Annotated in this window: 15 protein-coding genes; 4 read left to right on the top strand and 11 right to left on the bottom strand. The window is 37.3% G+C overall.

Annotated elements, in window-relative coordinates; genetic code table 11:
• The first annotated feature begins 19 nt into the window (after positions 1–19).
• The 3 genes from B0G92_RS04895 (at position 20) to B0G92_RS04885 (ending at position 3680) form a co-directional block, all read left to right on the top strand.
• Complete coding sequence (locus B0G92_RS04895; protein WP_101471279.1) at positions 20–2038, top strand: thioredoxin domain-containing protein; 2019 nt, start codon at positions 20–22, stop codon at positions 2036–2038.
• Positions 2039–2145: 107 nt separating this feature from the next.
• Positions 2146–2955 carry a mechanosensitive ion channel family protein gene (locus tag B0G92_RS04890; protein ID WP_101471278.1) on the top strand — a complete coding sequence of 270 codons (810 nt, stop codon included), beginning with the start codon at positions 2146–2148 and terminating at the stop codon, positions 2953–2955.
• 35 nt (positions 2956–2990) lie between these two features.
• Entirely contained in the window at positions 2991–3680 is a 690-nt protein-coding gene (locus B0G92_RS04885) for a hypothetical protein (RefSeq protein ID WP_101471277.1), read from the top strand.
• Here the strand turns inward: B0G92_RS04885 and tsaB are convergent.
• Genes tsaB through B0G92_RS04870 form a run of 3 tightly spaced genes read right to left on the bottom strand, consistent with a single transcriptional unit; the run spans position 3669 to position 7093 of the window.
• Positions 3669–4328 (bottom strand): tRNA (adenosine(37)-N6)-threonylcarbamoyltransferase complex dimerization subunit type 1 TsaB, encoded by a 660-nt coding sequence (gene tsaB, locus B0G92_RS04880; protein ID WP_101471276.1) that lies wholly within the window; start codon positions 4326–4328, stop codon positions 3669–3671. The two genes, B0G92_RS04885 and tsaB, sit on opposite strands and share 12 nt — an antisense overlap.
• Complete coding sequence (locus B0G92_RS04875; protein ID WP_101471275.1) at positions 4328–5644, bottom strand: efflux RND transporter periplasmic adaptor subunit; 1317 nt, start codon at positions 5642–5644, stop codon at positions 4328–4330. The genes tsaB and B0G92_RS04875 overlap by 1 nt, the downstream gene beginning before the upstream one ends.
• Before the next feature lie 6 nt (positions 5645–5650).
• Positions 5651–7093, bottom strand: a complete 1443-nt coding sequence (locus tag B0G92_RS04870) for a TolC family protein (RefSeq protein ID WP_056068114.1) — start codon at positions 7091–7093, stop codon at positions 5651–5653.
• A gap of 165 nt (positions 7094–7258) precedes the next feature.
• Here B0G92_RS04870 and B0G92_RS04865 point away from each other — a divergent pair, with 165 nt between their 5' ends.
• A complete protein-coding gene (locus B0G92_RS04865; protein WP_101471274.1) occupies positions 7259–8656 on the top strand; it encodes a DUF4403 family protein in 1398 nt (465 codons plus the stop codon).
• Between the two features lie 12 nt (positions 8657–8668).
• Here B0G92_RS04865 and B0G92_RS04860 read toward each other — a convergent pair whose 3' ends face one another.
• The 8 genes from B0G92_RS04860 to cyoE all read right to left on the bottom strand — a co-directional run bounded on the left by B0G92_RS04860 (position 8669) and on the right by cyoE (position 13919).
• The gene (locus tag B0G92_RS04860; RefSeq protein WP_056068466.1) at positions 8669–8887 is read right to left on the bottom strand and encodes a thioredoxin domain-containing protein; all 219 of its coding nucleotides are present in this window, start codon (positions 8885–8887) and stop codon (positions 8669–8671) included.
• A 25-nt stretch (positions 8888–8912) separates the two neighbouring features.
• On the bottom strand, positions 8913–9461 hold the full coding sequence (locus tag B0G92_RS04855; protein WP_101471273.1) for a DUF420 domain-containing protein: 549 nt from the start codon (positions 9459–9461) through the stop codon (positions 8913–8915).
• Between the two features lie 2 nt (positions 9462–9463).
• Positions 9464–10201 (bottom strand): SCO family protein, encoded by a 738-nt coding sequence (locus B0G92_RS04850; RefSeq protein ID WP_101471272.1) that lies wholly within the window; start codon positions 10199–10201, stop codon positions 9464–9466.
• Between the two features lie 4 nt (positions 10202–10205).
• Positions 10206–10877 (bottom strand): hypothetical protein, encoded by a 672-nt coding sequence (locus tag B0G92_RS04845; RefSeq protein WP_101471271.1) that lies wholly within the window; start codon positions 10875–10877, stop codon positions 10206–10208.
• Positions 10878–10955: 78 nt separating this feature from the next.
• Entirely contained in the window at positions 10956–11312 is a 357-nt protein-coding gene (locus B0G92_RS04840; protein ID WP_101471270.1) for a cytochrome C oxidase subunit IV family protein, read from the bottom strand.
• A gap of 19 nt (positions 11313–11331) precedes the next feature.
• Complete coding sequence (locus B0G92_RS04835) at positions 11332–12363, bottom strand: cytochrome c oxidase subunit 3 (RefSeq protein WP_101471269.1); 1032 nt, start codon at positions 12361–12363, stop codon at positions 11332–11334.
• Between the two features lie 42 nt (positions 12364–12405).
• Positions 12406–13002 (bottom strand): cytochrome c oxidase subunit 3, encoded by a 597-nt coding sequence (locus B0G92_RS04830; RefSeq protein WP_101471268.1) that lies wholly within the window; start codon positions 13000–13002, stop codon positions 12406–12408.
• Entirely contained in the window at positions 13002–13919 is a 918-nt protein-coding gene (cyoE, locus tag B0G92_RS04825) for a heme o synthase (RefSeq protein ID WP_371417442.1), read from the bottom strand. Before cyoE ends, B0G92_RS04830 begins: the two co-directional genes overlap by 1 nt.
• Between the last annotated feature and the right edge of the window lie 71 nt (positions 13920–13990).

Here is a 13990-nt window from a genome sequence, read left to right as displayed (position 1 = left end):
TATAATTTAGAATCTTACCATGAATGAACTGCAATTTGAAACCAGCCCTTACCTGCTGCAACATGCCAACAATCCCGTACATTGGAAAGCCTGGAACCCAAAATCTTTAGAACTGGCCAAAGAAACCAACAAACTGATAATTGTTAGCGTAGGCTATTCGGCCTGCCATTGGTGCCATGTCATGGAACACGAAACTTTTGAAGATACGGCGGCGGCGGCGGTAATGAACAGAAGTTTCATCAATATCAAAGTCGACAGAGAAGAAAGACCGGATATTGATGCGGTTTATATGAAAGCCGTCCAGATTATGACCGGTCGCGGAGGCTGGCCCATGAACGTAGTGTGTCTGCCTGATGGCAGACCTGTATGGGGAGGAACCTATTTCAGAAAAGAAGAATGGATGGACACACTCGAACAACTGCAGCAGCTTTATTTGTCTGCCCCTGAAAAAATGCTGGACTATGCAGAAAAATTGCATCAGGGAATCAATGCCATCAGCCTGGTGCAGCAACCCGACAATAATGCCAACTTTGACGCTGATAATCTTAAAGCACTTGTTGAAAAATGGAAAAAAAGCTTTGATTGGGAATTTGGCGGATACAGTAGAGCTCCAAAATTCATGATGCCATGCAATTATTCTTTCCTGTTGCGTTATGCCTATCAGGAAAAAGATTCCGAATTATCTGAATTTGTGAACCTGACACTTACAAGAATGGCTTACGGAGGATTATTCGACACAGTGGGCGGTGGTTTTTCACGCTATTCTGTCGATATGAAATGGCATGTACCGCACTTTGAAAAAATGCTTTATGATAACGGACAGCTGGTTTCTTTATATTCAGAAGCTTACAGACTTACCCATAATCCTTTATATAAGAAAACCATCGAAAAAACATTATCCTTTATTTCAAAAGAGCTCACTGCTCCAAACGGTGGTTTTTATTCGGCATTGGATGCAGATAGCCTTACCACACAAGGACATTTGGAAGAAGGTGCTTACTATGTCTGGAATAAAGAAGAACTGAGAACTATAGTAGGAGAAGATTTTGAACTGTTTGCTATTGTTTTCAATATAAATGATTTTGGCTATTGGGAAAACGGCAACTATGTTTTGATTCAATCCGAGTCATTGGAAACAATCGCTCAACGCTTCAATTTAGAGGTTATTGAATTACAAAACAAAAAAGAAAACTGGGAAAAATTGCTCTACGCTTCAAGGAAAAAAAGAAAAAAACCCCGATTGGACGACAAATGCCTTACTTCATGGAACGCATTAATGCTAAAAGGATTCGTTGATGCCTATAAAGCGATAGGAAACGAAAGCTATTTAAACATTGCCCTGAAAAATGCTGATTTTATCATTGAGAATCTTTGGACGTCCGAAGGAAATCTGCTTCACAACCATAAAAATGAGAAAAACACCATTAATGGCTATCTTGAAGATTATTGCTTCGTAATTGAAGCCTTTATCAGCCTCTATGAAACTACCCTTGATGGAAAATGGCTCCAAAATTCCAGGCAGCTGACAGATTATTGCTTTGACCATTTTTATGAACCGGCCAGTGGCTTTTTCACCTTTACTTCTGATATAGATACTGCACTGATTACAAAACATTACGAACTGGAAGACAATGTGATTGTAGCCTCCAATTCTGCCATGGCTAATAACCTTTACAAACTGGGCATTTATTTTGAAAATTCATACTATGAAGCCGTAGCTCAAAAAATGCTGAACCATATTCTTCCAAACATAGACTATCCATCTGCTTTCTCAAATTGGCTGCATGCTTTCTTAAACTTTTCAGACAGCAACAAGGAACTAGCTGTCTGTGGAGAAAACGCCTTGGAAAATATTCTTTTACTACAAAAAGAATACCTCCCCAATGTTGTGTTGGCAGGAACTCACAAACCGTCAGAACTTCCTTTCTTAAAAGCTCGATTTGAAAAAGGAAAAGATTTATTCTACTTATGCCAAAATAAAACCTGTGAACAGCCGTTAGAAGACATAATTTCCATACTAAATGCCATAAAATGTTAATACGTATCATAAAATTGTATAGCAAAAACTATTAATTGTTTAAAATTTAACAAAAATTTATTTTTTAAATTATTAGATTTGACTCTTTAAAAAAATTGTGTCTGAGGATGTTGATTGACGCCCAAAAAATAGAAACTTTTACAGATCGCATTATTACAATTTTGGTGGACTATTCCCCTAAACTGGTATCCGCTTTCTTACTACTTTTTGCAGGTTTGTGGGGAATACGGCTTTTAAACCGCCTAGCCACAAAAATAATGATCAGTCGAAATCTTGAACCGACACTGACTACGTTCTTAGCAAATATCTTGATTTGGGTATTGAGAGTATTGCTATTTGTGGCATTTATCTCACAGCTTGGAGTCGAAACATCGTCATTTGTTGCTATTCTGGGAGCGGCCGGTCTTGCCATTGGATTATCCTTACAAGGTTCTCTTTCTAATTTCGCAGGAGGCGTGCTTATCATATTATTCAAGCCTTTTAGGGTTGGGGATACGATTGAGGCGCAGGGAGAAACAGCGAAAGTTTTGGAAATTCAGATTTTTACGACCAAGCTGCTGACGGCATCCAATCAGATAGTCTATATACCAAACGGGATACTTTCAAATAATAAAATCAAGAATTTTTCCCAAAACAATAACAGAAGGGCTGATTTAATTGTCAAGATAAACTATGAAGCCGATATAAAACAGGTAAAAGACACGATAATGGATATTATGAAAAAACATCCGCAAGTGTTAAAAAATCCGGCTCCTGCTATAGTTGTCAGTGATTTAACAGACAATGGCATAAATTTGGTAGCAAGACCATGGGCCAAGAATGAAAATTTTGGAAATATGAGTTCTGATGTATTGGAGCAAATATTGACCGAGTTAGAAAAGACAGAAAAAAATCCGTTTATTAAAGCAACTACATAATAAAAACTAAAAACTAGAATTAATAATTTAAAAACATGAAAAAAATACTTTTTTTAAGCATTTCTCTCACAGCATTATTTTCAAATTTTGCTGAAGCGCAAGTTCTTTCGGCGCAACAGACTGTTAATGACATCGCCACAAATGAAAGAAGATTTAACAATAAAAATGCGGTTGATAAAACAGCCGGTTCAAAGTACTTTAACGAAACTTTCTTACCTGCCAAAATTGTAGGTTCTAATGAAATCATTCTGGTAAGACACAATGCCTATACAGATGATATGGAAGTGAGCGTTAATGATGATATTAAAATTGTACCTGCTGAAACAAACATGGTAATCAATATGGTAAATGGCGGTATTTCTTATGAGTATGTGCCTTACACCAATGAAAAAGGAGTAAAGAAAGAAGGTTATTTAAAATTAGTGAGCAACAATCCGAAAGTAAAGATTTACAAATCTGAAACGGTATATCTTAAACCAGAAGTACACCCTGCTTCCGGATATGACACTTACAAGCCAGCAGCCTATACAAAAATGAAAGACGAATATTTCATCAAAATAGGTGACTCAGAAATAAAAACTTTGCCTTTAAAGAAGAAAGCAATCGTTTCTATAGTACCGGAAAAAGAAAAAGAAATTGCTTCTTTCATCAAGGAAAATAAAATTTCATTTTCTGAAGATGCTGACCTTAATCAGCTAGGGAGATTCATAAATTCACTTATGTAATATAAAATCTTTCAGATAGAAAGGTTCAAAGTAAGCGACATCTACGATGTCGCTTTTTTTATGCTTATCAAAGGAAAGGCTGCTCATTTCTTTAGCAGAAGGATAGATGGCCTCCGGATGATACAAAAATCTGCTGTCGTTTAATATTTCTGCACATTTCATTGCACCATCACCCAAAAGATGGATGGTTCCTTCAAAATCTGTAAAGACATCTTCAGTAATGATTTCTGCTTTGGTTTCGCGTATTTTAGTATGCTGGCTGTCAAAAATGGCATCATAAACCTCCATTCTTCTCGCATCAATCATAGGGATAATTAATCCCTCAGAAACCGTAAGCTGTCTGGTTAGTATTTCTAAAGTATCAATTGCTATTAGTGGAATATTCAGGGCATAGCATAAGCCTTTTGCCGCAGAAACACCTATTCTTAGTCCCGTATAGGAACCCGGTCCCTGACTTACAGCTATGGCAGCCAAATCTGAAAAATCAATCTTTAATGCCTCCAGAGAGTCCGCAATAAAAACATGTAGTTTCTCTGCATGTGAAAAACCCTGTTCTGACATTTCTTTGCAAAAAAGCGTTTTCCCTTCTTTGGCAATACTTACCGAACAGTTTTTTGTAGCTGTTTCAATATTGAGTATATAGGACATTATTTTTTAGGCTTATCTTTTTTAGCTTTATCATCTTTCTTCACATATACCAAATCTCCGGAATTCAAATCTTTGGTTACTGTAGCATAAGGACCTACAATAACAACATCCCCTTTTTTCAAACCTGATGAAACCTCAATATTAGTATCATCCTGAATTCCCGTTTTTATAACCCTAAGCTTGGCCTTATCTCCTTCTTTTACAAAAACGCATTCAAACTTCTTGTCTGATTTTGGAGCCTTTTGGTTATTGTTCTGGCCATCTTTTGATTTTACGACCACTGGCTTTGCAGTAGCGGAAGTATCTGATTTTACTACGACAGAACTAATAGGGACCGATAAGACATTCTCTTTTCTTTTTGTGATAATATCTACCGTTGCTGTCATTCCTGGTCTGAAAGGAGAAAAATTAGCCGGTTTACCTTCCAGCAAATCTGCATATGATTCTTTCAGGATTCTTACTTTTACTTTGAAATTGGTTACCTGATCAGCAGTCAGAGCCGTACTGGCAGAATTTGAAATACTGGTCACAATTCCCCTGAATTCTTTTTTAAGATAGGCATCAACTTCTACTTTTGCAGAATCGCCCACATTAATCTTAACAATATCATTTTCGTTTACATCTACTTCCACTTCCATATTGTTAAGGTTTGCCACCCTTAAAAGTTCTGTACCGGTCATTTGTTGTGTTCCCAATACTCTTTCTCCCAATTCTACACCTAATGAAGAAATAGTACCGTCGGCTGGCGAATAAATTGTTGTTCTTCCTAAATTATCTCTGGCTTCATTTACCGTTGCCGAAGCACTCTGAACATTGTAATAGGCCGATTGTTTTGTAGCCTGGGCTACTTCATAAGAAGAAACGGCCTTGTCCCAATCCGATTTTGAGATTATTCCTTTTTCAAAAAGCGTCTTATTTCTTTCGTAATTTGCCTTTGCTTCTTTGAACTGCGCATCGGCCTGGCTTAATCCGGCTTTAGTTCCGGAAAGGCTCGCTACAGAACGGTTAAGTCCCGAAGTGTACAAATCCGGATTGATTCGAACCAAGAGGTCACCTTTTTTCACTACCTGACCTTCTTTTACAGGCAGGTCAATAATTTCTCCTGATACTTCAGAAGATATCTTTACTTCAATTTCGGGCTGGATTTTTCCTGTTGCAGAAACTGTTTCAATAATCGTCATGGCATCTACCTGGGCAACCTCTATCTCTTTCCCTTTTTCTTTATTTCCCAGAATGCCTGCTTTTGAAAGCACTAACAAAACAATTATCAGAAGAATAGCTCCTCCTAACATATAATAAACAGTCTTCTTTTTCATAATAACTTATTGTTTTTGGATAGGTATGCCGAAATAAAATTCTAAAACTTTCACTCTGAAGATATAATCGAATTTTGTCCTCAGGACTTCCGATTGCGCATTCACATACAGTGTCTGGGCCTGGTTCAGCTCAAAAGCATTCATTAATCCGACTTCAAACTTTTCTTTTGCGTAATTAAACGCTTCTGTTCTTGCTTCTAATGCCACCAATGCTGATTCATATGATTTCAAGGCACCTTTGGCATCTGTAAAAGCAGTATAAACATTTCGTTCCAAATCCAGTTCCTGCTGGCTGTATAATGTTCTTGAGCGTTCCAAAGCCACCTTTGAACGTTCTACATTGTTTCTTGCAGATAATCCGTTTAATATTGGGATATTCAATTGGAAACCGAAAGAATGTCCTTTATTATCGCTAAACTGGTCAAAAATAGGCGCCGGTTTTCCTAAAATGGGAGAAAGATTTTGTGTAACCACATTCTGGTTCGTACCTTCAACAACCCCTATCACCCTTGTAGGGTTTTGTGCATTAAGATTATAATCAACAATCCTGTCTGAATAGGAAGCCCTGGTACTAAAGCTATAAAAACCTTGCAGACTTGGCTGATAGGCACCTCTTGCAATCTGTACATCTTTTTCTGCTATATCCAGATTTGCTTTGGCGATTTTAAGTTCGGCTCTTTCTTCCTTTGCCTTTTCAAAGATGGCAGAAGGCGATTGCAGCATTACTTCACTTTCTCTTACTTCATAGTCGTTGTCCTGAATATCAAAATTCTGGAAATCTTCAATCTGCAGCAACTGCGCCAGACTCAATTTAGAGATAAGCAGTGTGTTTTCAGCCACGATTACAGCCTGCTGACTGCTGGCTACTGTAGCATCTATATCCAACAAATCACCTCTTGGAACAGAACCTGCATCAACCAATGCTTTGGTTCTTTCTTTTTGCTTTTCGTTGTTTTGTAGTTGTTCTTTCTGAACTTTCAGGTTTTCCTTATTGAAAAGAATCTGTAAAAAGGCATTGGCTACATTCAGGGAAACATCGTCTTTCATCTTAGACAGCTTGTATTGCGCTGCAATGATAGAAAGCCTGGCTTTCTTCATCCTGTTTATGTTTTGAAGGCCTCTGTAAATATCAATGTTGGCATTTAGTCCGGCAGAAGTAAACTGCACCGTCTGGTTTTCAAGCAAACCGGTTGTAATGTTCTGGTTCAGACCAATGTTCCAGGAATGGACAGCACTACCGTTAATGCTTGGCAAAAAATTCCCAAAGGCATCTTTCTTGTCAATTTCAGCAACCTGACTGTCTAAATCGGCTTGTTTGATAGAAATATTATTATCTAATGCATATTGCACGCACTCCTGCAAAGTCCATTTTTTTGCCTGAGCATTTGATGCGAGCCCTGAGAACAAGGCAAAAATCAAAATAATTTTACTGACGAATGTTTTTTTCATAAATAATTACGTACAATATGGGCAAGTTATTGCAATACAAATTTAGCCTTTTTACTCACTTAATAAAATTATTAGACTTTTAAATAGGGAAACTGTTACAGATTTTTTTAGAAAAGATATTAAAAAATAAATTTACATTTACTTCGAAATTAAATCGTTAAAGACATGGGTAAATATTTTAGCCTATCAATCTCATTACTAACCTTACTACTGGTGAGCAGCTGTGCCACCACAAAGAAAATAGAGGCTTTAAAACCGGAACCTGACGATGCTTCGCCTCTGGTTTATGAAAACTCGACATCATTTATCAACCTTCCAGTAAAAATAAAGCTGAAGGACATCGAAAGTCAGACGAATAAGCTGCTGAATGATGTTATCTATGAAGATAAAAACATTGAAGACGACGACATACAGATGAAAGTCTGGAAACTTGCCGACATAAAAATTTCCGAAGAGAAAGGAAAAATAAAGACCGTACTTCCTTTAAAAATCAACATCCATTACCGATACGGTATTGACAGGTTAGGAATTAAACTATACGACACGCGCGAAATCAACATGAATGGTGTTATTACACTGATAAGCGACGTTGGGCTTACCAACTGGAAGATGAACACCGATACTTCTATAAAGTCATTGGAATGGAACGAAAGCCCTACTATTGTAATTGCAGGTAAAAACGTAGCCATTACCTACCTGATAAATCCCGCCATTCGCCTTTTCAAATCCAAAATAGAGAATAATCTGGACGAAGCGATTAAAAAGTCAATGGATTTTAAGCCTAACGTGTTAGACGCTTTGGAAAAAATATGTACGCCATTTCAAATGAGCGAAACCTATGATTCCTGGCTACGTATTGTGCCGATAGAACTATACGCGACCAATTCCAAGCTCCAGAAAGACATGGTTTCTTTTGAGATGGGATTGAAGTGCAACATGGAAACCATCGTAGGACAGCAACCAAAAAACAAACTCGACAGGGATAAAATCGTATTAAAACCGGTAACCAAAATGCCGGATTATATCTCTGCCAATATTGCTGCCATCTCAACCTATCAGGATGCTTCAAAATTGATGACAAAAAATTTCCAGGGACAGGAGTTTGGTTCCGGAAAAAGAAAAGTGACCGTAAAAAAGGTAGATATCTGGCAAAAAAACAACAAAATGATTATTGCCCTGGATTTATTAGGTTCGGTTACGGGAACCATTTATCTTTCCGGCTATCCGCAATATAACGACGCGACCAAAGAAATCTATTTTGACCAGCTGGATTATGTACTGGACACTAAAGACAAGCTTATCAGAACAGCGAACTGGCTGGCTTCCGGAATGGTGTTGAGAAAGATGCAGGAAAGCTGCCGCTACTCTATCAAACCTAATCTTGAAGAAGGCAAAAAGAATATGATGAATTATCTGAAGAATTATTCTCCTATGCCGGGTGTTTTTGTGAACGGGAATATTGAAGGAATCGAATTCAAAAAGATTCAGCTCACAAACAAGGCCATCATTGCATTTATTACCGTGAATGGAAAAGTGGATGTCAGTATAGACGGATTGAAATAAAAAAAAGCCTGATTATTCAGGCTTTTTTTTTGTTTTCATTCTATAAATGGCAAATCCCAAAATACCAACCAGAATATAAGGAATCACCATCAAATATACTATTCCGTCATTGACCGCTTCGGCCTTGATTCCTCCTTCTTCCGTTTCCAAAACGGCACGACACATGGCACATTGCGCATTAGCATCTAAAGAAAGCAGAAACAGTGCTAAAAACGGAAACACCCATTTCATCGAAAGAGTTTTATTCAGGCAGTTTTTAATGCGCATAATAAGGAGAAATCATTAGATAGACTATAACTCCGGTGACAGCCACATAGAGCCACATAGGATAGGTTATTCTTGCCAGTTTTCTGTGTTTATCAAATCGTTCTGCCAAAGCTCTTACATAGGTTATAAGAACAAAAGGAATAATGATTATCGACAAAAGAATATGTGTGAGCAATATAAAAAAGTAAATGTATCTGGATATTCCTTCTCCGCCGTAAGGAGTACTTTCTGCAGTCATATGATAGGCTACATACATCCCTAAAAACGCTACCGAACACGCAATAGCCGTTTTCATTAAATTTTCATGCAATTTTCTTTTTCCGTTCTTAACTGCCATAACAGCCGAAACCAAAAGGATTGCGGTAATTCCGTTGATAGCAGCATAAATTGGCGGCAGGAATGATAATGGTTTGACGTCATATCCGAAATCCTTTAGCTTTACACCAAAAAGGATAGCTACAACAAGAGGGATGGCTATTGACAAAACAATAATCCACTTTCTATATTTCAGTTCAACAGCATTCAGATTGTTATCCATAATTATTCTTCTAATAAAATTGCAATATCTTCTTTGATGGCATGAATGCCCGGTTTGTATTTCCCTTGCAGGTCATCCTGAAAACCTTCCTTGTCTTTATAGTTGAGTCCCGTATAGAATATGATAGGATTTCCTGATTTATCTTTTCTGCTTCGGATGTTTCCTTTTTTATCAACCAAGGCAAAGTAACCCGAATGTTCAAATCCGGCATCGCCCTCTTTTTTACTTTCGCCGGCATAAATATTGAATCCTTTATTGGCAATTTTATAAATATACTCCTGGTCGCCGGTTAGGAAATGCCAGTTAGGAGAAGTTACTCCTAATTGTTTTGCATGCTCCTTTAAAACTTCCGGCGTATCGTTTACAGGGTTTATAGTAAAGGAAGCAATTCCGAAATTTTCATTCTTTCCAAACTCATCTTCTATCATGCGCATGTTCTGATTCATCACCGGACAGATAGTCGGACAGGTAGAGAAGAAAAATTCTACCACATAAACCTTTCCTTCATAATCTTTGTTGGATATGGTTTTTCCGTTTTGGTCTGTGAGGCTAAATTGCGGAGCGTTTCCAATCTTAACCAGATTTTTAGCTTCTTCCGATTTTTTTTCCTTTGCCGGAACGTTTAATCTGTCCTGTACAGAAACATCATTATTTTTTACCCTGTCAATGATTTTCGGAATGGCATAGATTCCAAAAACCAGAATAATAAACGAAATTCCGATGTATGATTTATTTTTCATCGTATTAAATTTTTCTTTTCATTTCCGTTTTAGGGTTGTTCTTTTTCAAGGCAGCCCTGTATTCGTACAGGATGATTTTCACATCATCACTCATTTCGTTATGTAAATCGGCCGCAGAAATAGTATTGTAGCCTTCTTTATATTCTTCTTTACCTTCCAGGTTCTTTCCTTTTCTGCCTCTCAGGTTCCTTGCCTTATCAACGATATAGACATTTGCTGTTCCGGCATTATCATCAAGCTGTCCTACCAGATTCAATTTCGAATAATATTCCCTGATTTCTTCCGGAGCAGCAAATACGAAAATCCATTTTGAAATATCTTTATCTTCAGCAATCGGCTTGAGTTTCTCCATCAGTTCCTTCACTTCGCCTTCGCTCCCTTTTGGGGCGATCATGACAAACTGAAAATCCTTGAAGTTTTTATTCTTATTGTAAATTTTTTGGTTCAGGTTAAAAAAATTCCCTTCGTTGTAAAGCACCTTACTTCCTGTAAAACCTAAAATGGTAATTTTATTATCAAGAGTGATGCTTTGACCGTCGGCAGTTTTCCATTTCAAGTCCGGAATTTTTTCAGTTATAGTCGGAAGTTTTGCGAAACTGTTAATACCGGAAGCAAAGAAAAGATAAGCTACGATTGGAAGTATAAACAGCACGAAAAGGACTATATTTTTTTTCATTGTAATGTAGAAGTTATTGCAGTGCAAAAATAAAAAAAGACGGTGTAATACCGTCTTTTTTTGTGATTTAATATGCTGTTAAAAATTCCATTTTATCTGAGAACTCTTGAACACATCAAAAACATAATTACCTTCAACTAGTAAGATGAACACTAAATAGATAATTAAGAATACTAAAGGTGCCACAATACTCCACCTAAGATTACTTTTCTCGCCTTCAAGGTGCATGAATGCCCAAACGATATAATATGCCTTATATATTGTCAATCCAATGAACAACCAATTAAGCAGATTCATCTGAAGAAACAAAGTATCGTGCAAAATAGCCGGTTTGTATATACCAAATGCAACTTCTATAATAGTTACAACAGATAGTAATATAAAAACCTTCCAAATTCTTTTCGTATTAGAAACGTGCTCGTGTGCGTGTGCCATAATAATAATCTCTAAAAAATTAAACTAAGTAGAAGAATGTAAATACAAATACCCAAACTAAATCGACAAAGTGCCAGTAAAGTCCAACTTTCTCAACCATTTCGTAGCTTCTTCTTTTTTCATAAGTTCCTAATACCACATTAAGGAAAATCAACACGTTGATTAAAACTCCTGTAAATACGTGGAAACCGTGGAAACCTGTGATAAAGAAAAAGAAGTTCGCAAATAATTTTTGACCGTATTCGTTTCTAATCAGGTTAGCTCCTTCAACAACATAGTGAACATCAGCTAATCTTTTCAGAGACTCTTCTCTTGTTAAGATTGTTTTGTGTTTGTGAGTTGATTTGTTCAATTCAGGGTGAACTCCAACATTTTTCGCCATAGACGGGTGGTAAATCGCTTCAGTTCTAACCAATATATTAGGGTTAGCCTTGAATCCTTCTACTACTTCGTTTACAGAATAAGTTGGCAATGTGCTTTCTTTTGAAAACCAGAATCCTTTATTTCTTGACAACTGCTCTCTTTCTTCGTGAAGCGGAATTGCCACATCAGAAAGCTTTACTCTTTTTCCGGTAGTTGCATCTACAAATTGCAGGATGCTTCCTCCTTTAGTTTCAACAGCTCCATATTCTCCTTTGATGAAGTTTTTCCATTCCCAAGCCTGAGAACCCAAGAAGATTCCACCACCAATAATGGTAAGGAACATATAGATTGCAACTTTTTGTTTTTTCATCTGGTGGCCTGCATCAACTGCCAATACCATCGTTACGGATGAGAAAATAAGAATAAAAGTCATTAATGCCACATAGTACATCGGAGCATCCACACCGTGCATAAATGGAAAGTGATTGAAAACTTCATCCGCCAAAGGCCAAGTTTCAATGAATTTATATCTTGAAAAACCGTATGCAGCAAGAAATCCAGAGAATGTTAAGGCATCAGACACGATGAAAAACCACATCATCATTTTGCCATAATTAATTCCCATAGGCTCGTTGCCGCCTCCCCAAATTTTACCTTCACTATTTGCAGTAGTAACAGTAGATCCCATAAAGTTATTTAGTTAAAAAGTTCCCAAATTTACGTTTTTTTCTTATTTAAAGAAATATAAAAATAAAAACAAATACAACCACAGAAAGTCCAGAAAGTGCCAAAACATCGCACCTAGCTCTATTCCAAGGGTTTGACCTGAATTGTATTTTTGTTTAAAATGATTATAAATTATGATTAAAAGCGATATCAGACCCCCAAAAAGGTGGGCAAAGTGAACCAATACGACTACATAGATAAAAGAAGTAGTTACTGTACTTGTTGGTCCTGTAGGATTAAGCCCCATAGCAATCATTTGGTTAAAACCTTCAAACTGCAGAAAAACGAAAAGTAATCCCAGCGCCAAAGTCACCAGTAAAAGCGAAGTCGTCAGGCTTCTGTTATCTTTTTGAATTGCTTTTTTTGCAAAATGAAATGTCAGACTGCTGATTACAATTACAACCGTACTGGCATAAAATGCACTTGGCAGGTCAAAATCTTTTAACCAGTCCGGTCTTGAAGCACTCACAACATAAGCACTGGTTAATCCGGCAAACATCATTGTCATGCTAATCATTGCAAACCACAAAATCAGTTTGTATGATCTTGCTTTTCTTTCCTTATGCTCGTTAGCTGTCATTCCTTTTATCGTCATTTCCATTATCGTAAAAATTTATCTGCTATATATACAATCTGCAGCAGGGTAATGTAAGACACGCTCACCAACATTAGTGTTCGTGCCGCTTTTGCTTCACGGGACTTATACAATTTCACTGCATAAACCAACATCCAAATCCCTAACAGCAATACAACAACCGCTGCAATTGGACTTAGTTGCAATTTACTTCCAACAAGACCTATCACCGGGAAGAATGCCGGAAGCAATGAGGCCACAATCACCCAGACTGTATACAATATAATTTGGGTTGCTGTGGTTTTATCTTTTTTCCCTGTTGGCAGCATAAAGAATCCTGCTTTTTTGTAGTCATCAAACAAAAACCATCCAATAGCCCAAAAATGAGGGAATTGCCAGAAAAACTGAATCAGGAAAAGTGTTCCTGCTTCGATTCCGAAATCATCTGTAGCCGCAACCCATCCTAACATAAAAGGGATGGCTCCGGGAAAAGCTCCCACAAAAACAGATAATGGGGTTTTGGTTTTTAACGGCGTGTAGACGCTCGTATAAAGAAAAATAGAAATTGCGCCAAACATGGCGGTTTTAGGATTGATATTGTAAAGGATTACCAAACCGATTATTGTCAGGACACAAGCAATAATAAAGGCCGTGTTTACTGACATTCTTCCGGACGGCACAGGACGATTTTTGGTCCTATCCATCAAAACATCCAGATCTTTTTCTATAATTTGATTGAAAGCATTTGACGCCCCCACCATGCAGTAGCCTCCAACGGCAAGCATAAACAAAGTGAGCCATTTGAATGGATGCGCATCATCAAAGCCCAGCAGGTAGCCGGCTATAGAAGAAAAAACTACGCTAACCGCCAATCTTGCCTTGGTGATTTCTCTGAAATCAATATACAGGGATTTTAAAGAGAAGTTATTTGCTGTAGTGCTCAATGCTGCTTTCATTTGGATTTTGAAATCTTGCGCAAAGATACTGGTTCGGAAAGAAAATCACAAAAAACAAA

This window comes from Flavobacterium lindanitolerans, assembly GCF_002846575.1.
GTDB lineage: Bacteria > Bacteroidota > Bacteroidia > Flavobacteriales > Flavobacteriaceae > Flavobacterium > Flavobacterium lindanitolerans.
The sequence above is the reverse complement of the archived record's forward strand: the minus strand, read 5'-3'. Positions and strand labels throughout refer to the sequence as shown.

What these genes read in the sequence shown, in the direction of transcription:
- B0G92_RS04850 (WP_101471272.1), bottom strand. Translation starts at nt 10,201, where the DNA reads ATGAAAAATAAATCATACATCGGAATTTCGTTTATTATTCTGGTTTTT.
- B0G92_RS04845 (WP_101471271.1), bottom strand. Translation starts at nt 10,877, where the DNA reads ATGAAAAAAAATATAGTCCTTTTCGTGCTGTTTATACTTCCAATCGTA.
- B0G92_RS04885 (WP_101471277.1), top strand. Translation starts at nt 2,991, where the DNA reads ATGAAAAAAATACTTTTTTTAAGCATTTCTCTCACAGCATTATTTTCA.
- B0G92_RS04855 (WP_101471273.1), bottom strand. Translation starts at nt 9,461, where the DNA reads ATGGATAACAATCTGAATGCTGTTGAACTGAAATATAGAAAGTGGATT.
- B0G92_RS04875 (WP_101471275.1), bottom strand. Translation starts at nt 5,644, where the DNA reads ATGAAAAAGAAGACTGTTTATTATATGTTAGGAGGAGCTATTCTTCTG.
- tsaB (WP_101471276.1), bottom strand. Translation starts at nt 4,328, where the DNA reads ATGTCCTATATACTCAATATTGAAACAGCTACAAAAAACTGTTCGGTA.
- B0G92_RS04860 (WP_056068466.1), bottom strand. Translation starts at nt 8,887, where the DNA reads ATGAAATGGGTGTTTCCGTTTTTAGCACTGTTTCTGCTTTCTTTAGAT.
- B0G92_RS04895 (WP_101471279.1), top strand. Translation starts at nt 20, where the DNA reads ATGAATGAACTGCAATTTGAAACCAGCCCTTACCTGCTGCAACATGCC.
- B0G92_RS04835 (WP_101471269.1), bottom strand. Translation starts at nt 12,363, where the DNA reads ATGGGATCTACTGTTACTACTGCAAATAGTGAAGGTAAAATTTGGGGA.
- B0G92_RS04890 (WP_101471278.1), top strand. Translation starts at nt 2,146, where the DNA reads ATGTTGATTGACGCCCAAAAAATAGAAACTTTTACAGATCGCATTATT.
- B0G92_RS04840 (WP_101471270.1), bottom strand. Translation starts at nt 11,312, where the DNA reads ATGGCACACGCACACGAGCACGTTTCTAATACGAAAAGAATTTGGAAG.
- B0G92_RS04865 (WP_101471274.1), top strand. Translation starts at nt 7,259, where the DNA reads ATGGGTAAATATTTTAGCCTATCAATCTCATTACTAACCTTACTACTG.
- B0G92_RS04870 (WP_056068114.1), bottom strand. Translation starts at nt 7,093, where the DNA reads ATGAAAAAAACATTCGTCAGTAAAATTATTTTGATTTTTGCCTTGTTC.
- B0G92_RS04830 (WP_101471268.1), bottom strand. Translation starts at nt 13,002, where the DNA reads ATGGAAATGACGATAAAAGGAATGACAGCTAACGAGCATAAGGAAAGA.